Origin of the sequence: Nocardia sp. CA-290969, assembly GCF_050936135.1 — a bacterium.
Classification (GTDB): Bacteria; Actinomycetota; Actinomycetes; order Mycobacteriales; family Mycobacteriaceae; genus Nocardia.
This window is the reverse complement of sequence record NZ_JBNJNJ010000001.1, coordinates 3,101,337-3,119,432: the sequence shown is the minus strand read 5'-3', so window position 1 is coordinate 3,119,432 and position 18,096 is coordinate 3,101,337. Positions and strand designations below refer to the sequence as shown.

Below are 18,096 nucleotides of genomic sequence, written 5' to 3'. Positions count from 1 at the left end.
TGGACCGGAAGTTGCGGGGTCATGCTGGAGGTATGCCGTCCGTCCGGCCGCGCCCTTCCCCGCCGCGGGAACACCGCGAGCAGAGGGGGCGAGAAGGCATCCGAGGGCAGCCGTTCACACACGGTGCCTGCAATTCCCGCGGATATTTCACGCCCACCATCGCGGTCGAGCCATCTCATGCCTGTTCCGGATCGCGAAGTACAGCCTCCACGACTAGGGGGTAGTGAGGTGCCAACGTCGGCGATATTGAGGACAAAGCTTCGCCCACCGGTATCTCATGGATTGTGGCGAGAGCGACTACTGCAGGAATGCTGGGACACGACGGCGTCGGTAACGATCGTCGTCGGTCCGGCCGGATCAGGTAAATCAACCCTGTTGTCCCAGGTAGCGGCGTCATCGAATCGCCCGGTCGGCTGGTATCGGGCAACCGAGGACGACTCCACCGAGGGGGCTCTCGGTAATTACCTGTCCGCGGTGGTGCGGGGTATGGGCTGCCGGCTTGCATCGGACCTGGGATCGATGGACGAGATTCTGATCGAATTGGACAAATGCGATAGTGTCGACGGATTGCTGATCATCGACGATGTGCATGAGATCGCCGGCAGCGAGGCCGAAAGAGCGTTGGCGCGTTTCGTCGCCTTGCGGCCGCCTGGTCTCCGCATACTTTTGGGATCGCGGCGCACCCCCGAAATCAACTTGCCTCGTCTCGTGGTTTCGGGCGACGCTCGGGAAATTGATCCCGACCAGTTGCGGTTCCGGTCCTGGGAGGTCGAGGAGCTGTTCGCGACCGTCTACGGTGCACCACTCGCGCCCGAATCGGCGGCCAGGTTGACACGCCGTATCGGGGGGTGGGCGGCAGGGCTGCAACTCTTCCACCTTGCGACCACCGGGCTCGCGGACTCCGACCGGCAGCGTGCCGTCCGAGAACTCACGGTGCATTCCAGACTTCTGCGCGCATATCTCGCTCGGAACGTCCTCTCGGAACTGCCGCCCGACCAGCGATGGTTCATGATCCACACGTCGACTCTGGGCCTTATGACGCCCACACTCTGCGACGCCCTGCTGGAAATTACCGGGAGCGGTCGAATTCTGCAGCAGCTGACAGACAATCAACTGTTCACCGAGTGTGATGACGTTGGTCGGACGTTCCGTTACCACGAGGTACTTCGCACCCATCTCGAGCTCGCTCTCCTCGAGCTGAAGGGCGAGACGGAAACCTGCTCGTGGTATCTGCGGGCCGCGCATCTGCTGGAGGGAGCCGGCGAGTATCGCCAAGCGGCACACGCGTACGCCAAGGCGTCGGACTGGGGGGCGGTATCGCGACTCATCCGGGAGGCAACTGCCGGCGAAGTGCCGATCGGTGACGATGATCCCTTGCTCAGCTGCGGCGAGTGGCGAACCGATCCCTGGCTGGCGCTCGCGCTGGCGCGCCTCCGCGTCCGAGAGGGAGCCGTCGGTCGAGCAGACGAGGCGTATCGGGCGGCCCGGGCCCTGCTGGACGATCCGGAGTTCGTCGGGCGATGCGAGTCCGAGCGTCTATCACTGGCCCCATGGCTTCCGGGGGCATCTGCCGGCGCACGGCCGGCAAACCACTGGCTTACACCCCTGCGCGCCGCCCTGTGTTCCGCCCCGTCGGACCTATTCGCCGCGGACCCGTCGTCGGGCTCCCCGCGGGATCGCTTCGTGAACGGCATGTGCGCGCTCGCCGCGGGCGAAATCGATTGGGCTGGAGAGGCGTTGAGGGCGGCACAATCGACGGCCGAACCGATACCGTCGATGGCGGCGCGTCTTGCCGTCGTGGTCATCGACGCACTTCGCGGCACAACACCGGATCCATCGGTCGTGCACGATCTCGCCTCGACGTGCTATCGCGAGGGATTGCCTTGGCTCGAACGTGTGTGTCGCGGAATGCAGGAGTTGCTGCTTGTCCGGGAGCTTCCCGCAGAATGGCGCGTCGATGTCTGCGCGGAGATGGTGCGTGAGTGCGAGGAGCTCGGCGACCATTGGGGAGCCGCATTGATGACATTCGGGCTCGCGCTGACCGCGCGATGTCGACACGATCCGGATGCGGCCCAGCGCTTCGGGGACGCGGCCGTCCGCTTCGGGCAACTCGGTGCCCCGGTACTCGCGGTATGGTGTCGCATCCTGGGGCTCGACGACGCCGCACCCGATAACGCTGTTCGAGCACAGCAGGCCGCCGTGGCGGCGCGGGGACTCGGGCTGCGCCGCGCCGAGGCGATCGCCCTGTCGTGCGCGGCAGCGGGGGAGCTGTCCCACGGTCGGAAACACCTTCCCTCGCTCGGCTCTCTCGCCGCGGGGACTTCGGGTGCGCACGGGAAAGTCCGGGGCACCGGGATACCCCCAGTGGGAATCTTCTGTTTCGGCGGCTACCGGCTCGAGGCGTTCGGTCGGATCGTCGAGCTCGACGGTCTGCGGCCGCAGGCGCGCACGTTGCTCCGACTGTTGTCGATGACACCGAACCGCGACTGCCACCGCGAGTCGCTCGAGGATGCGCTGTGGCCCGGTGTCCCGCACGACGCCGCATGTCACCGTTTGCAGGTCGCCGTTTCGAGCGTTCGAGGCCTGCTGCGTGCCCACGGGATGGCACTGCTGCGCCGCGACGAGTCCTATCGGCTCTGTGTCCCCGAGGACGGTTTCTCCGATGTGCTGGAGTTCGAGCGCGCGCTTACCGACGCCGCCTCGCCCCGGAAACGAACGGATGTGCGGGCCCGGGTGGCCGCGCGAGCGCACGCACTCACCCTCTACGCCGGGGACCTCCTGCCTGAGGACGGCCCCGCCGAGTTCGTCACCACCGAGCGGCAGCGACTGCGACACAGCGCCGCGGTCGCGGCCGCCGCCCTGGCCGGGGACTACCTGGTACTCGGCGACGCTGCTGAGGCATACGAGGCGGCAAGACATGCCGTGGACCTCGATCCCTACCAGGACGCGCCCTGGCAACTGATGGTGGAGATTCACGAGACGGCAGGCGACGTGAGCGCCGCCGCGCAGGTGCAGGGCGAATACCGCCGGATCCGGGCTGAGCTCGGTCTCCCGTAGAACACCTCAACCGTCGACCGCGGGGGCGGTCACCACCTCGACATGGTGGGGAATGTGCGCCGGTTTGACGGCATCGACCAGCGCATCGAGTCTGCGCTCGTCGATCGCCGAACGATCGGTTACCACCAGCCGAACGGTCAGCAGCGGATGAGGGCTACCCGGAGCGGGGGTCCCGGGTGTCGTGGACGCGACGATGCCCCCGGATTCCTCGATCTCTGGTTCGACGTCGAACACCGCGGCGACTGCCTCGCGTACGCTGCGCGCGGTGCCGCGGGCCGCCAGCGTACGTACCGCCGCCCGGATGAGGTCGCGCCGGCGTGCCTCGGTCTCGTGGCCGACGAAAGTGAGTCCGATCCACCTCGCGAGCCAGCCGAGCATGTCTTCCGGGGTGGTGGACGGATCGAGGTAAGCACCGAACGAATCGAGCGTCGCGAACACGGGCGCGAGCAATTCGTCGAACGCGGCACACAGTTGCTGGGTGTACCAATCCTGCTGATACACCGCGGGTACCGTCTCGCCGAGCGGTCGTGTCGACGGGAGTCCGTCGATTGTGCCTCTCATGCCGGCTCCACTACCTGGTGATCGTAGGAGTACACGAGCGCGTTGGCAGCAACGGGCACGATGGACACACGCTCCCGTTTCCGGGTGGCCGGATTCGCGGTGTACAGGCGAACCATTATTTCGCTCGACATGTCGATACCGGTAACGGTGCTGATCGCTGCGCCGATTTCGCCTTCCTGCACGGGGCGCCCGATCGGCCATCCGCAACCGTCTGGGCCTCCGTGAAGCGGATGCAGCACCCGGTACAGGGCGGTGAGGATGCCGGATTCGACGTGGGAGCGTACGAATCCGGGCAGCGGATGCATTCCCACCACCACGGTGACCGCTTGGTAGGTGGGGGGCTCGATCACGAGCCGGGTGCCGACGAGGCGGCGTTCGTCGAGGAACCGTCGAATCCGTTCGACGGTCTCGGCCGGCGGTGTGAGCTCCGCGAGTTCGACTCTGCCCAGTTCGTCGGAGGTTACGTGCGGCACGAGAAGTACCCGGACCACCCCCTCGGAAGCATTCTGTGCCGACAGGCAGTGCACGCGGGCGATCTCCGGAGCGATCTCGCGCGTCAGGTCCTCGAAGTCCTGGGCGGTGACCGCGCGGCCGCGCGAATGCAGGATCAGTGGCCCGCGGGTCTTGACGTCGTCGAGTGTCTCCGCGGGCGCTCCGCCGATCACCGGACTGCGATTTTCGACGCGGGAGATGTACGGCACGCTGGTCTTCAGCACGCGGATGCGACCGGTCGCGACATTGCCTTGCGCGCCGCCGCCGGTTCGATACGCCGCCATTCGCAGTGACGCGGACTTGGGTGGAATTGCACCGTACTGACGAAGCGTGCCGGCCGACTCACGCACGGCCGGCCCGAACGTCACCTCGCCGGAGACCGCGTCGACGTGAAAGACCTGGTCCCCTTCCGTCGCCTCGGCGAAGTGGTCCACATGTCGCCACATCGACTCGACATCGCCATCGACCGCGACGACGCTGCAGCCCGCCCAGGGCAGGACCGGCACATGCTGGAGACGAAAGTGCTGGGCGGCCGTACCGTCGGAGTTGCCGAGCGGCTCGTCGCGAATCACTCGGGCATGCACGATCGATGCCGTACCGCCGATCGTGCTCGCGGCCACTTTCCGTATCCGAGGAGGTTCGGAATAGGTTCTCTGGTCGGGCTCCGGTTCCCGCAGCCGGCAGCGAACCCATCCCTTCCGCACCCCGGCCAGTACGGATTCGTCGTGATCATCCGGCAGGTGCAGGACGACATCGCCCGGCTTGTTCAGGCCTCCCGTTTCGTCGCGGTCGACCGGACATTGTTTCCAGCCGCTCGGCGTCTTCGCCTCCCACACCAGAGGGGGACGCCGCGGATCGACACCGATGCCCGAGACCTCGCAGTCGATGCGCAACAACACCGCACACGAGGGCACGGCGTTGGACAGGCCGATCATCAAGCAATCTCCCGGACGGGGTGCCGGCGAGAAACACGTGAAGCCGGAACCACGCATCTCGTTGGTCCGCTCGGTCGGATCCTCGCCGACGAGTTCGACCCCGACCCACGGTGCGGTACACGGAACGATGTCGAGCTGCTCGACCGTCGTGAACACCACAGGCTCGGTGACGTCCGTGCGATCTGTGCCGACTTCGGTTTCCGCACGCACGACCACGACCTGGGATTGCGGGGCCGACAGCCAGAAGGTCACGGTTCCCTGCGCGACTCCGGGCGGTCGCCGCTCCACCCCGATCAGTTCGAGGAACTTGACGTAATGGCGATCGGGAACGCGATTCAACCGGTAAATGAGCTGGTCGACCATCATCGCGAACGTTTCGATCAGGGTGATGCCGGGATCGGAGATGTTGTGATCGGTCCAATCGGGGCATCGGTACCGAACGAGTCGGCGCGCATCGTCGACGAGCTGCTGGAAGCGCCGGTCGTCGAGGTCGGGGGCGGGCAACACGACGCTCACCTCGCCTGTTGTCGTTGTGTGGTGGGAGATGACTCTTCGGGCTCCTCGACGATCAGGTAGAACGGAAACACCAGATTGCGTACGTCGCTGCGCTCGTGAATCGAATAGGCCACGTCGATGTAGCACGTCCCGGGTGCGGCCGGGTCGAACCGAACCACGACGTCGAGCACGTCGATTCGCGGTTCCCACTGGGAGAGGGCCTCGTGCACGTCGGCGGCGATCGCCGCGGCGGTAGCTTCGTTCGCCGGGGAGAAGATGTGTTCGTGCACCCGGCAGCCGAACTCCGGGCGCATGGGCCGCTCGCCGGGAGCGGTCCGGAGGATCAGCTCGATCGCCTGCTCGATATCGCGGGATCCGGTGGCCAGTGCGATGCCGCCGACGGCGTCGACCTGGACCGGGTAGTTCCACCCGCTGCCGATGAAGTCGATGGGCATGGGCTCAACCTCCGATCAGTACTGTTGCCGCGCCGGAAACGATCGGTGCACCGCAGGCGGATAGGTCACCCACCCGCGCGGCAGGCATTCCGCCGATGAGGACGGTTGCCGATCCTGGTCCGGCGATCACCGTCGGCGGATGGACGGCGGGGGGTGGAAAGCTGCAGATATGTGGGGTCCCCACGGTCGCCGCCGGCTGACCGGCGATGAGCACGGTGGGCACCCCGGGTGGTCCGATCACACCCGGATGGCCGGTTGGGTCACCGACCCGCGCTGCAGGGGGCATGCGTCCTCCCCTCAATTGATCTTGACCGGCGTACCCGAGATGACGGCCGGTCCACCGGCCTTGAATTCGGCCGTGGTGCTGGCAGAAACCTTCACACTCGGACCGTCTGCCGCTACGCCGCCGGCGTCGACGGCGATCGAGCCGCTGCCACCGGACATCGTGACCGACCGCTTACCATTCAGCACGATCTCGGCGGCGGTGAGCGCGAGCTCGGCGTCGGCCGCGTCGATCACCACCCCGCGCTTGCCCTCGACGAGAACTGTCCCGTCGCTGTGAATTTCGACCTTGGTACCGATCTTGTCGAGGACGAGACGCAGTTTGCCGTCACCGGTCTCGACGGAAACGCCCTCGATCCGCCCGCTCTCGTCGAGCAGGTCGAGGCGGTGGCCGTTGCGTGAGACGAACGACCGCCGATTGACGGCGCCGGATCCGCTGTCGATCAACGCTGGGCCCTTCGCGCTAACCGTGTCGACTCCGTTGTACAGGCCACCGAGAACGTAGGGTCTGCGCGGATCGTGCTGCTCGAAGGCGACGAGCACTTCGTCGCCGACCTCCGGGACGACGAGCGCCCCGCGCCCCTTACCGGCGCCCGACTGCAGGACACGCGCCCAGTCGCTGACGTAGTCCGCCGACAACCACGGGAAGGTCAAGCGGACCCTGCCCTGGTGTGAGGGATCCCGCGCGTCGCTGACCTGCGCAACGACGACGCCCTGCCCGGACGCGCCGCCGGTGCCGGACGCGAGTCCGTACAGGCTGCGCTCCTGGCGCCCGGTCACCGACAAGGAGGTGGTGTACCCGCCCGCGCCGGGTTCGTACCGATGCCGTGCCGCGGTCACCAGGTACTTCCCGTCGAATGGTTCGCCCATGTTCGCCAGGCAGATCGGGGTATCGGCGCGCAGCTTCGGGTTTCCCCGTACCACGGCGTCGACTTGGGCGAAGGAACCTCCGATGACCTCAGCGAGGGCCGTGGCCGCCGAGTCGGCCTCGGGTTGGGTGCGATACGCAACGTCGGTGGCGACGTAGGTGGGGTCGCCGAAGGCCGCCGCGACCGCGGCAGGCGTAATGGTCGGCAGATCGGCGCTCTTCGTATCCGCGCCCGCCTCCGCGACGATCGCCTTCTTCTGCGACACATCCCAGCCGCGGACCTGCACCTTGGCGACCTGGTCGGCGGCTGTCACCACCGACCGAATACGGAGCAGGTCTCTCCCGAAAGTGAGGACGAGTGGATCCTGGTGGGAGGTGCCCAGCCCGTGAGGGGCGTCCGCGGCGGGTTTACGCGGCCCGAAGTCCAGTTTGTTGTCCCGAACCGCGACCTCGAAGCCGACGCGCTTGGCGAGAGCATCGAGAAACTCCCAGTCGCTTTGTCCGCACTGAGCCAGATGATCGAACACGGTGCCGGTCGATGTCACCTCGCCGACTTCCAGCCCTGCGCGACGTGCGACGGACACGGCCGCATCCGAGGCCGTCGTCTGGGTGTAGGCCGTCGTACGTTTACCGCGAAAGAGCCGATGAGCGCAGTCATACCCCCGGATCGTCGTAAACGTCCCCGTCCCGTCGAAATCGAGTTCGACCGCGGTGACTTCGCCGGACACCAGTGGCTCGGGAGTGTTGACGGCATCGGTCGTGACGGCGACCTGCACTTTCGAACCGATTTCGACCTTCGATTGCGCAAGCAGTGTTCGGTCGGTGTCGCGGAATCGGAGGCTGAACGTGTCCGGCACGCGCAGGCTCGTATCCACGATCGCGGACACGAGCAGCGCTGAGAGGTTGTTCGCCAGCGGACCGCCGTCGACCTGTACGAGGAGTCCCGAGGTTGATGTCATCGTGATCAACCGATCCGGTTCAGCAAATCCGATACGCCGGGCAAGACCACCGACTGCCCGGCGGCCACTCGCATCGGGTCGTCGATGCCGTTGTAGGCGGCCAGTGGCCGCCACAGCGTGGGATCTCCATACTCGCGATACGCAAGTAGATACAACGTGTCACCCTCGACGAGCTCGTGGACCCGACTCGGCGTGGTCGCCCCCGATGACGGATTCTGGGGGCGGGGTTCCCCTGGCATCTCCTCCAGGTTCACGGTGCAGACGGCGCGAATCGGTTTCCCTGTGGGCGAGAACAAAGTGTATTTCGCGTTCACCTGGGTGACGAAGGCGTTGAAACTCGACGTACCGCCCCACGTGAGTACCACCAGCGGCGGCATCGGTTTGGGATCCTTCTCGTCCACCGGCACACAGCAGGAGAACAGTTGCTCGACCGACTTGACGACGTCGGTGTCCTTTTTGATGGTGGCGTCGAAAAACATCTCCAAGGTGAGCTTGCACGGCTCCGGTCCGGAAAACTCGGGTGGTCCAGCCTTTTTCGTTCCTTTCGCGGGTTTCCGGTCCCACTTCGCGGACTTCGAGATGGTGATCTCTTTCGGATTGAACTGAAATTTGATTTTCCCGAGGGGGCTTCCCCGTTTGCTGCCGCCGGCCGCCTTTTCCGCCGTGTACATGGTGAGTACTGCATGGTCTTTCACCTCCGGTGGCATCACGTCCTTGCCCGCAGAGCCACCGCCGGCCTGAGGGATGCCTCCGCCACTGGCGAGTGCTATGACGTTCGTCATGGTCACCTCTTACGCGATCCGGGCAAGATGCCGTGATGGGCGATTTCGAGGGTCTCGGTTGCCACCTTGGCGGTGTCGACATTGAGACTGGGCCCCGTCCATCGGACCGGAACCACTCCCTGCAGAGACCATCCCGCGACGATCGTCCCGTCGGCCGAGCAGGCATAGATCCCGGCCGTGGTCGGTTCGAGACTATCGAGGGCCTTTGCCAGCCAGTCGGTCAGTTGCCGGCTCTGTGCACCGACCGGCCGGGTCAATTTGACGTTGGTGTACTTCATCCGGCTGGGGAGTTGCCACACCATCGTGTTGTTGCCCCCCTCCTCACGTTGTTCCATGACGATCTCGACGCCGAGCCCCTCGCAGCTGTTGAAGGCGCCCAGATCCTTGCCGTCTACTTCCACCATGAAGCACACGCTCACTGCGGGATCGTTGTTCGGCTGTGTCACCGGTTCGTCCTCCTTGCTCACAGTCTCGGATCGGAGAGCAGACCAGCACGCTCGCGGTCGAGCCAGAGTTCGGTCTTGATGCGCGTCACGATCGGTTCGTACAGACGGCGGGCGAGCTCATCGATGTCCGGGCTCGCAAGTCCGGCGGGGGGCCCCGTCGTTGACGCTGGTGGCGCAGTCCCAGGTGTGGCCGGCGCTCCGAAATCGGTGACGGACTCGGTGGGCTGGGGTCCCTCGGTCTGCCGTTGCGCCACCGGCAGCGCGTCCTCGGGTTCGTCGTGATCGCTCTCGCGGGCCACGTTCGCGAACATCTCGCGCAGCGAGACCGGTCGATCGCGGTCGATCGCAACCGTGTTTCCCGGCGGTTGCCGAACAGACGCTCCGATGCTCGGGAGCCGTTGCAGATCGTAGCGAGGAGTCGGTGGTGTTGGCGCCACGTGCGCCGCTTCGGGGGTTTCGCCGAGGTTCGGCAAGGGACCCACGTGCTCGGTGTGCGATATCGGTGCGCCGATTCCCGCGGGGACGGTCGGGACGGGAAGCGCGGAGAGCGGCGTTTCGTGCATCGGTGCTCGGTTCCCGGGCAGTGGGCGTTGTGCCGGGGGCTCGGACACAGATTCCGATGCGGTGGGACGAGCTCGGTTCGCGGTGTCTACCGTGATGCTCGCGCGCTGCGCGGAAATCCGTTTCGATGTGTCCGGCGGATCATGGTCGTGGTCTTGTCGACCGGTACGGGCCTCACCTGGTTCCACCTTCGGAATTTCGGTCGGCACCGTGCCCGGCAAGGTGATTTCAGAGGGTGAAACAACTGTGATTCCGTCGGATCGGGTAGGTGTTCGACCAGGGCTGGGCGTCAGCAACCGATTCGGGGAACGCCGCTGAACGGGCGCACCCGATGCATTCTCTACGGTGCGAGCCGGCTGCGGTGAAAGCTGTTTTGCCGGTGCCGTGTTCGAGAGCACCGGCTCGAACGATGCGGCCTGCCGCCGGTCAGGAACAGGGGGCTCTGACGATGTGGTCGTGGCGCTGACGTTCGGGGAGTCCGAGGGCGCTCGACCAGGCCGTTCGGTGACCACCGGGCGATACGGGACGTTCATCGGCGTCGGTGCTGTAGTAGCCACAACCTCGAGGGCCGGAACGCCTCCGATGGGCTCGGTGTACCGACAGGAATCGTTGTGCACCGGAGACTGACTGGGAGGGCCGGAAGGAGCAGTGACGACTGCGTTCGCCTCGGTCGCAGTGAGTCGTTGCTTCACAATCGGCCCCGGAGTCACGACGTCGCCGGTTCGCGCGGCGCTGGTGGCGGACGGCGGCGCTTCGGCGGCTTCGGGAGTGGCCGGGTCGAGCGGCGAAACCGGCACGGGCGAAGCCGCACTAACGGATTCGATTTCCAGGCCGACGCGATCCGCGGGAGCGGAATATCGATCGAGCGCCGCGGGAGCGGGTGCCGTGGGCTTGTTGCGGGGGTGCGGGGTGTCTGTCGCAGATCGTTGCACGGGAGTGTGGGGTGGGTGTTCGGCTGCGGTGGGGTGTCGGGAAGGGGCGGGAGCCGGCTCCGTGCGGGGACGTGGTGAATCCGTCTGCACAGGTGGTGTATCCGTCTGCGCCCGTTGTACGGGCATGACCGGCATCGGAGACTGCACGACCTGGGCTCCGACGGCGGATCTGCCGTGGGTGCGGGGCCGGCCCTCGTCGCCCCGGCCGAGTTGCTGTTCCCTGTCGGCTGGGGAGGTCCATGGCTCCCCGGGAGGAACACCTCCACCCCCCGATCCGTCGACGATCGGGAGGAGCAGCGGTTCTTCGAGAATGGGCGCGGTGGTCATCTCCGGCCGTGGGGCGTCTGCTTCGGCTTGTCGGGGCGGTCGCGTCGAATCCGCCTGGTGCCCTGCGGCACCAATTGTTGCGCGTTGAATCGGAGCGAACGTCCGGTGTTGCGGATGCGGTATGCGCTCAGGCGGTTGCGCGACGAGACGGGCGACAGCGGGCGCTGCGATCGCAAAGATCGGCAGTGACGCCGCTGTGTCGACCACCGGCTGGACCGGGAGGACGAGGCCGGGGTTCCGCGAGGTGGTCAAAGCTGCGGTGAAGGCGCCGAGCGGGGCGGTCGGCTGCATCGCATCGACTGCTCGCCGCAATGGAAGCAGTGCAGGCCATTCCGGCGAGAACGAGTCGTCATGACCCCTTTCCGACGGCCTGCTCGGTTCGGTCGCCCGCTGCCACGGCCATTTGATGCCCATTGTTCACCTTCTCCCGGATTCCGAGGCGAGATCTCGGACCAGCGCCAGGTACCGCTGCCGGTCGGCATGTTCGAGGTCCAGTAGCTGGTCGAGCGACCAGTGCAAGTGGTAGGCGACGTACGCGACCTCCGCATGCAGGCGTTCGGTCCCGTACGTCATGATTCCCCCAGGCGGCCCCCGGCGATGTCGACGGCGAAACTGCCACCGCAGTCCGGGCAGGTGACTCCGGCTCGGGTATGTCCGTCCTGATTGACCCGCCGATACAGGTCCTGGAGAAATGCGAGGTCGGAGGCGAACATGTTCTCCACGATCCCGGCATGCACGTCGTCGATGCCGCCGAGCCGGGAGACGACCCTGCTGATCAGCACTACCGTCAGGTAGGAGGGGTTCTCGCGCACCCGGTCGTCGCGTTGGGAGACCAGTTCGTCCCGGGCCGTGGCCAATCGCATCGTGCCATCGCGGTGCACTGTGCCGGTCGCGTCGACGTAACCGCGCGGGAGCAGGAATCCGAACTCGGTGCGCAACGCGACGCCGGCATCCGAAGCGTTGTCGGGTCGGTCCGGATCGCGTTCTGCCTCCAGCGTTCCGGAACCGTTCACCCTACGCACCGTCCACCTGGAGGCGCTCGAAGGTCAGTACCAATTTCTCGGTCATGACACTGGTGTCGCCGGCCTTCATCGAGCTGACCTCGAGGCTCTTGGGCCACGCGTTTTCCATGGTGTACCGCTTGACCGGACTTCCCTCGTAGTCGTACACGACGATGGCGCCGCCCTTACGCACGTCCTTCATCTTTCCCAGTTGAGAATCTTTGATCCACTTGTCGAATCCGTGGTCCTCGGTGAGCGGTCGGGTCAGTGTGACCTCGCCGGACTTCCACCGCCCGGGAAGCTTCTTGACGAGGTACTTCCCGTCCTTGGCCTCGTTCGACTTGTACTCGATAACGTCCTGTTCCAGCTTCAGGCCGGTGACCTCGGTGATGGACTTGATTTGGATGCCGTCGAACTCCAGTCCGAAGGAGTGGCCGACCGAGCTGTCGAATTCCGGTAGCGCCATTTCCGTTCCTCACTTTTCCATCTCGTCGATCACTCGGCCACGAGGCTGGTGCCGCCCGCGAACTGGGACAGCCGGAAGATGACGAACTCGGCGGGCTTGACCGGCGCGACACCGATCTGGCAGACCACCTCGCCGGCATCGATTCCCTCGGACGGGTTGGTCTCCTCGTCGCACTTGACGTAGAACGCGTCGTCCGGGGTGAGACCGAACAGTGCTCCCCTGCGCCACTCGTTGACGAGGAACGCGGCGATGGTCCGGCGCAATTTCGCCCACAAGGCTTGATCGTTCGGTTCGAACACGACCCAGTCGGTGCCGTTGAGGATCGATTCCTCGAGGTAGTTGAAGAGCCTGCGGATGTTGAGGTATCGCCACGCCGGGTCGGAGGAGAGTGTACGGGCACCCCATACTCGTATCCCACGGCCTGGGAAGGAGCGGATGCAATTGATACCCACTGGGTTCAGCAGGTCGTGTTCCTTACGGGTGATCTGCGTTTGGAGCGAGACGGCGCCGCGCACCACCTCATTGGCGGGGGCCTTGTGCACTCCTCTGGTGTCGTCGTTACGGCCCCAGATGCCTGCGATGAATCCCGAGGGGGGCAGATAGTTCCCGCCATCAGTGCTGACCCACGGCCAGTACAGGGACGCGTACTTCGAGTCGTAATTGACCTTGTCGGTTCGCCATTCCTTGATCTGCTGCGCGTTGAGTCCAGGTGGCGGGTCGAGGATTGCCATCCGGTCACCCATCAGCTCGCAATGCGCGATCATGGCCTTCTGCACGGACTCCACGGTGTTCAGGTCGATCGCGCCACGCTGGTAAGCCGTGAGCAAGTCGGGGACGCAGACAACGGTGATCTCGTCGATCGCTTCCAGGCCGGAGAACCCGCTGCGTTCTGCCACGTCACCGACGTAGTCCTCGGAGGTGAGCTGCGCGGTCGGCAGCAGCGCGGGCTGCGCGGGGGCGGCGAGCGTAACCTTCTTTCCGGCGGCGAAGTCCTCGACTGCCTGCCCGGCGGGGATCTGCTCGAGCTTGATCGTCGCCGATTGACCGTTGACCATGGTGGCGGCATTGGTCTTTCCACGCCCGGTGGTGACGCCGGTATACTCTTCGACGGTCTCGCCGCCCTTGCGGACGACGAGTTTGAACGCCCCGTCGGCGGATTCAGGATCGCCTGCTTGCACCTCGACCTCGATACTTCCTTCGGGCGCAGCGGGATCGACTGCCAGCACGCGGAAGTTGCCCAGGATCCCCTGAGGTCCGGCCTCGACGGCCTTGGCCGCGGGTTTCGACCCGTTTCCGCCCGTGCCGTCGCCGATCCGGACAATGAACGCATTGCCGCCACCGTTCTGGAAGTAGGCGTAGACGGAACGCGCGAGACAAGCGCCGTCGACGAAACCGCCGAAGGTGCCGGTGAACTGGGTCCAGTTACTGACCAGTGTGGGTTCGTTGAACGGTCCCTCCTCGGCGAGACCGACGAAGGCAGCGACGGCGGTCCCGACCCCCTCGATCGGCCGTGCCCCCGAGTCGATTTCCTCCACGTAGACCCCGGGCGACTGGTAGGTCGGCATAACGCCTCCTAGGACGGTGTTCGGTGAGATGTGTCGATGGTGCGCTGCTCTGACAGTTGGAGCCAGGATCGGATGCACGTATGGGTGGGCAACGCGCACTGCGCGAAGAGGCAACTCATCGATCCGTACGACCAATCGGTCGTGTGGCGGCCCCCTGACGCGCAAAGTAGATCCGTGGACCGGGCGGCTCTGGTCGGCCGCAACCCGCACCGGCCAACCCCGGGATCAGCGTTGGCCGCTCACCACCAGGTCGACCTCGACGCGGCGATTCGCCTGGTCCGCCCCGGCGCCGCCGCCGGACGCCCTGGCCCAGTCGCTGCCGTAGACCTCGACTCCGATCCGGCTCGCCGCGACACCGTGGGCGCTCAGGTAGTTCTTGACGGCATCGGCCCGCCGACGGGCCAGCGCAGCGGGGTCGGTCTCGTCCTTCGTGGCCGCTCCTCCGAGGACCACGGTGATCCCGTCCGCCTCCAGCAGTTTCGCCAGTGGCTTGGCCAGTGCAGCCTCGTGTCCCGGCGGCAGGTCGGCGCTGCCTTGTCCGAAGCCGCTGACCGCACTCTTCGCCCCGTAGTAGTAGAGCGCCTTCTGCAGGTCCGGGGTCGAAGTTTCCAGCACCGTCGGAGTTCTCACGATGGTCGAGGATCCCGTGTTGAAGAATCCGGCTTTGCGTCGTTGGATAGTCCAGCTCAAACTGCCGGACAGGAGCTTGAGCTGGGAGTTTACGTATGTTGATTGTCGCTGGTCCGTCGTGGCGGGTGCCGGTGTCGCCGGTGTTTGACCCGGTAGCTGTTGTGACGGGCTCGTTGACCACCCGCGGGTAGCTGCGGTGCAGCTGGCGCGGGAAGAGCTACGCGGTGATCTCGGCCGCGACCGGGGACAGGAACGTGGCGGTGCCAGTCGTCAGGGGGAAAGCCCGCCGTCCCGGTGGCGGTACGGCGGGCGATGCGCAGGACCCGGGTGAAGGAGATCCGGTCCAGATCCAAATCGGCGGCCTGGGCGGCTCGCGCGGACAGGGCCGAGAGCGCGCAGTGGACCAGCAGCCACGCCCAGACCTGCGGCGTAGCCGGGTCAGCGACTTCCAAGCCTTGGAGTTGGGCGCAGGCGCGTTCGCCGGGGTGCGCGGAGGCGGGCGTGGCTGGCGTTGGCGGCCTTCTGGTTCCCCGAGACGGGCAGGTAGTAGGTAGGTGGCGGTGTCGGGGTTCTTGCGTCGGGAGCGGTGCGGGATCCGGACGCCGGGGCCGGCGCCTCGGTAGCGGCGGTCGGCCAGCGGCTGCTGGCTTCAACACCGAGCAGTGGCTGGCCACCGGCTCAACGCCTTCCTCGCCGACAACAAGAATACCGCGCCACCTACTGCACCTCGGCGGACAGATCACCTACACCCTAAAAACGATCAATGTGGCGCTCGACACCCCCCACCACCCCCAAGATCACCCGAGCACTGCGGCAGCTACTCGAGGAGCTCAACACCACCCCACCCCACCCCGCATCCCCGGCGACCACCGACCTATGACCCTACAAGATCAAAGCAGCCTGACAACTTCAACTTGGTCCCTGGACATGAGCCCTTTGGGGCAACGATCTCTGCCTGCAGGATGCGCACGGTTCGCTTGCGCCCGACTGCGCCCGACGGGTTTGCTCTTCCAATGGATATCGCACGCGAGCGTCGCGAAACAGCGCGCGCGGCGGATACGTTGCCTCAGCGAACCGCCGCAGCGCCAGCGCCCCTGCTCGGACTGCAGCGTCTCGCGGGGAATCGTGCCGTCGATGCTCTGCTGACGGGCGCAATAAAGGCACCGGGCACCGGGTTTGTGGTGCAGCGCAGGGAGGAGAACAACGCCCCGCTCGCAGAGATCCAGGGTCTGCCGATGTACGACCTGTTGCCTCGATTGGCCAAGCTCGCAGAGAAGGTTCTCAGTGATGAGGAGGCCGGCGGGTTGGTCGGCGGACCCAGGCTCGTGCTCGCCATGCAGACCGTGCGCGCCAAAATGCAGCGGGATCTGGAATTTCTTCTCAGAGAAAAGAAGCGGGTCGAGACACTTCCCCGGGATCAAATCGCGGACATTGTCAACTTTCTGTGGGGACCGAACGTCGGCACGAGTACCGCGCTCGTGAACACGGATTTGGAGATGGATCCGATAATCGCGCCACCGGCCAGTGTCCGACTCCCGGGCGAGGCGGCGCGCGCTGGCGACGGCGGCATCACCGTGGACGACGAGTCCGGACCGCAAGGCATCAGCGATTTCGAAGAAGACCTGCCCGAGAATCGTAGCCGCATCAGCGGCGTTGTACTGGACCCGGAAACAAAAGAAATCATCGGGTACCGGACGTTTCATGCCGACGGAATCTCCCGACTCGTCGATCGCGAGGGAAATTTTGTCGTGGATGCCGGGGCTGCGGTCGGCGTCGAATCCGAAGGGCTCGGTCCGCTGGACTACGTTCCGACACCGTCCGGCGTCGGCAAGGGCGCCGCTGGCGTCGGCGCGAAACTGCTTGTCAAAGGCGCGCTGAAGAAGGGAGCAGCCTCTGGCGGCAAGGTGACGCTAGGCGCCATACTGAAAATGAAGAATGTCGCCAAGTCTGTCGCCAAGAAGGCGATTTCGCCCAACACGGAAGGAAAGGCTTTCATTCAGGCAATACGTTCCGGGCAACGAGTCAGCCGCACATTGTCCGTCGAGGCGGCCGAGTCTCTCGCGAAGAAATTCGACAAGGGCATGCCGATCATCGCAGCCGAAATGAACAAACGCGGCATCATCGGGCCATTCGATTCTTTCTCGGTATTCACCAGAGGCCACGGCGGCGCGTACCAGGCCCACCACATCATTGAACAGTCCGTTCTCAAGCATCTTGGGCACGACGCCCAAAAAGCCCCGTCGATCATTCTGACAGCAGGTCAGCATTCGCCGATTTCTACCGCGCTGGCTAAGAAGATCCCTAAGGACGAATTGGAGCACATGACCAAGAAAGAGATTCTCAATTTATACCGGAAGGTCTACAAGGGCATGCCGGAGTGGCTCGCCGAAGTGGAGCGGTATCTCAAATAGGACACGCTCAGCTTAACAAGGTCGTCACTGCGCAGCATCGGTGAGTCGTTCAACACGGCGCTCTTGTTGCCGCCGGCGGTCGTCGGGCTACTGCCTTCCCGTGGTGGCGGGGCTCCGTCGCCGAGGAGGTCCTCGGAACGAGCCTGGGTCGCAGTCGGTTCGTCGCCCCATTTGTTGTCGCCGCCACTCCACTGCGCCCGAAGAACGGATCGCGGTCAGCGGCGCCCTTGTCGACCTCGTTCAAGCCGGTCGACGTTCTACCCCAGATGCCAGTGGTAATCGAAGCCTGGACGGTCTGGACGAAGGCGATCGTCTTGCTGACCGCGGCCAGTGTGGAAGTCGGCGTGAACTCGATGCGGGCGTTCACCAGGCCGGGCTGCGGATCCAGCCACCACCGAAAGGTGCCGTTCGCGATCTGTCGGGCCCCGCGGCTATTCATTCCGTAACCCGGTCCACCCCCGGAAGGGGGCGGGTCGCCAGGTCGCCGCGGCTCGTATCGCTCGGATCTCGTCCATGACCAGTCGCGCTGAACGGCCGGAAGTTTTTCTGCCAGATGCCATTCCGGTATCCGGCGGGAAGAGCCGAGGCGATCGGCGACGGCGCGGTTCCCGGCCAGCCGTTGCAGCGCGAGAAATCGAGCGGCACCCGAGGCGGGCATCGACCCTCGGCTGAGTCGACGGTCCTGACGGATGTCCTGGCGGCGAGCCTCGCCGTAGAGCGGCTCACTCATCCGTCCATCGTCACACGTCTCGATCGTTGGCGACAGAGTCAGACGGGTGCCCCTTCGGACGGAACCCACTGCTCGAAGGGGCAACGAACGCTACACGGGTGGGCGGTACCCGAGTCGTTGCTTCCACGATGTCAACGGAGC

16 protein-coding genes are annotated in these 18,096 nt (G+C 65.5%); 2 read left to right on the top strand and 14 right to left on the bottom strand.

Annotated features, from left to right (window positions below; genetic code table 11):
• The first annotated feature begins 21 nt into the window (after positions 1–21).
• The gene (locus tag ACQEVO_RS14045; RefSeq protein WP_432913070.1) at positions 22–3,057 is read left to right on the top strand and encodes a BTAD domain-containing putative transcriptional regulator; all 3,036 of its coding nucleotides are present in this window, start codon (positions 22–24) and stop codon (positions 3,055–3,057) included.
• Positions 3,058–3,063: 6 nt separating this feature from the next.
• On the opposite strand, the gene ACQEVO_RS14040 is transcribed toward ACQEVO_RS14045, so the two are convergent.
• From ACQEVO_RS14040 to ACQEVO_RS13980, 13 genes are all read right to left on the bottom strand, one after another.
• Entirely contained in the window at positions 3,064–3,618 is a 555-nt protein-coding gene (locus ACQEVO_RS14040) for a phage tail protein (RefSeq protein WP_432913069.1), read from the bottom strand.
• Positions 3,615–5,552 carry a putative baseplate assembly protein gene (locus ACQEVO_RS14035; RefSeq protein ID WP_432922672.1) on the bottom strand — a complete coding sequence of 646 codons (1,938 nt, stop codon included), beginning with the start codon at positions 5,550–5,552 and terminating at the stop codon, positions 3,615–3,617. The genes ACQEVO_RS14040 and ACQEVO_RS14035 overlap by 4 nt, the downstream gene beginning before the upstream one ends.
• A 5-nt stretch (positions 5,553–5,557) precedes the next feature.
• Entirely contained in the window at positions 5,558–5,995 is a 438-nt protein-coding gene (locus ACQEVO_RS14030; RefSeq protein ID WP_432913067.1) for a GPW/gp25 family protein, read from the bottom strand.
• A 4-nt stretch (positions 5,996–5,999) separates the two neighbouring features.
• Positions 6,000–6,281, bottom strand: a complete 282-nt coding sequence (locus tag ACQEVO_RS14025) for a PAAR domain-containing protein (protein ID WP_128642446.1) — start codon at positions 6,279–6,281, stop codon at positions 6,000–6,002.
• An 11-nt stretch (positions 6,282–6,292) separates the two neighbouring features.
• Complete coding sequence (locus tag ACQEVO_RS14020; protein WP_432913065.1) at positions 6,293–8,104, bottom strand: VgrG-related protein; 1,812 nt, start codon at positions 8,102–8,104, stop codon at positions 6,293–6,295.
• Between the two features lie 5 nt (positions 8,105–8,109).
• Positions 8,110–8,886 carry a peptidase M23 gene (locus tag ACQEVO_RS14015; RefSeq protein ID WP_432913063.1) on the bottom strand — a complete coding sequence of 259 codons (777 nt, stop codon included), beginning with the start codon at positions 8,884–8,886 and terminating at the stop codon, positions 8,110–8,112.
• A gap of 2 nt (positions 8,887–8,888) precedes the next feature.
• Positions 8,889–9,353, bottom strand: a complete 465-nt coding sequence (locus tag ACQEVO_RS14010; protein WP_432913061.1) for a phage tail protein — start codon at positions 9,351–9,353, stop codon at positions 8,889–8,891.
• Positions 9,350–9,805, bottom strand: coding sequence for a hypothetical protein (locus tag ACQEVO_RS14005; protein ID WP_432913059.1), 456 nt, complete (start codon positions 9,803–9,805; stop codon positions 9,350–9,352). Before ACQEVO_RS14005 ends, ACQEVO_RS14010 begins: the two co-directional genes overlap by 4 nt.
• Before the next feature lie 1,764 nt (positions 9,806–11,569).
• Positions 11,570–11,725, bottom strand: coding sequence for a DUF6760 family protein (locus tag ACQEVO_RS14000; RefSeq protein ID WP_432913057.1), 156 nt, complete (start codon positions 11,723–11,725; stop codon positions 11,570–11,572).
• The gene (locus ACQEVO_RS13995; RefSeq protein ID WP_432913055.1) at positions 11,722–12,165 is read right to left on the bottom strand and encodes a hypothetical protein; all 444 of its coding nucleotides are present in this window, start codon (positions 12,163–12,165) and stop codon (positions 11,722–11,724) included. Before ACQEVO_RS13995 ends, ACQEVO_RS14000 begins: the two co-directional genes overlap by 4 nt.
• 1 nt (position 12,166) lies before the next feature.
• The gene (locus ACQEVO_RS13990; protein ID WP_039829296.1) at positions 12,167–12,619 is read right to left on the bottom strand and encodes a phage tail protein; all 453 of its coding nucleotides are present in this window, start codon (positions 12,617–12,619) and stop codon (positions 12,167–12,169) included.
• A gap of 29 nt (positions 12,620–12,648) precedes the next feature.
• Complete coding sequence (locus tag ACQEVO_RS13985) at positions 12,649–14,184, bottom strand: phage tail sheath family protein (RefSeq protein ID WP_432913053.1); 1,536 nt, start codon at positions 14,182–14,184, stop codon at positions 12,649–12,651.
• 225 nt (positions 14,185–14,409) lie between these two features.
• Entirely contained in the window at positions 14,410–14,814 is a 405-nt protein-coding gene (locus tag ACQEVO_RS13980) for an OmpA family protein (protein ID WP_432913052.1), read from the bottom strand.
• Between the two features lie 1,013 nt (positions 14,815–15,827).
• On the opposite strand from ACQEVO_RS13980, the gene ACQEVO_RS13975 reads away from it, so the two are divergent.
• Positions 15,828–17,225, top strand: a complete 1,398-nt coding sequence (locus ACQEVO_RS13975) for a hypothetical protein (RefSeq protein ID WP_432913050.1) — start codon at positions 15,828–15,830, stop codon at positions 17,223–17,225.
• 49 nt (positions 17,226–17,274) lie between these two features.
• Here ACQEVO_RS13975 and ACQEVO_RS13970 read toward each other — a convergent pair whose 3' ends face one another.
• Entirely contained in the window at positions 17,275–17,955 is a 681-nt protein-coding gene (locus tag ACQEVO_RS13970; RefSeq protein ID WP_432913048.1) for a hypothetical protein, read from the bottom strand.
• Positions 17,956–18,096: the final 141 nt, after the last annotated feature.

Coding starts and splice junctions, on each gene's coding strand:
- ACQEVO_RS14045 (WP_432913070.1), top strand. CDS start 22: ATGCTGGAGGTATGCCGTCCGTCCGGCCGCGCCCTTCCCCGCCGCGGG.
- ACQEVO_RS14040 (WP_432913069.1), bottom strand. CDS start 3,618: ATGAGAGGCACAATCGACGGACTCCCGTCGACACGACCGCTCGGCGAG.
- ACQEVO_RS14030 (WP_432913067.1), bottom strand. CDS start 5,995: ATGCCCATCGACTTCATCGGCAGCGGGTGGAACTACCCGGTCCAGGTC.
- ACQEVO_RS14025 (WP_128642446.1), bottom strand. CDS start 6,281: ATGCCCCCTGCAGCGCGGGTCGGTGACCCAACCGGCCATCCGGGTGTG.
- ACQEVO_RS14020 (WP_432913065.1), bottom strand. CDS start 8,104: ATGACATCAACCTCGGGACTCCTCGTACAGGTCGACGGCGGTCCGCTG.
- ACQEVO_RS14015 (WP_432913063.1), bottom strand. CDS start 8,886: ATGACGAACGTCATAGCACTCGCCAGTGGCGGAGGCATCCCTCAGGCC.
- ACQEVO_RS14000 (WP_432913057.1), bottom strand. CDS start 11,725: ATGACGTACGGGACCGAACGCCTGCATGCGGAGGTCGCGTACGTCGCC.
- ACQEVO_RS13990 (WP_039829296.1), bottom strand. CDS start 12,619: ATGGCGCTACCGGAATTCGACAGCTCGGTCGGCCACTCCTTCGGACTG.
- ACQEVO_RS13985 (WP_432913053.1), bottom strand. CDS start 14,184: ATGCCGACCTACCAGTCGCCCGGGGTCTACGTGGAGGAAATCGACTCG.
- ACQEVO_RS13975 (WP_432913050.1), top strand. CDS start 15,828: ATGGATATCGCACGCGAGCGTCGCGAAACAGCGCGCGCGGCGGATACG.
- ACQEVO_RS13970 (WP_432913048.1), bottom strand. CDS start 17,955: ATGAGTGAGCCGCTCTACGGCGAGGCTCGCCGCCAGGACATCCGTCAG.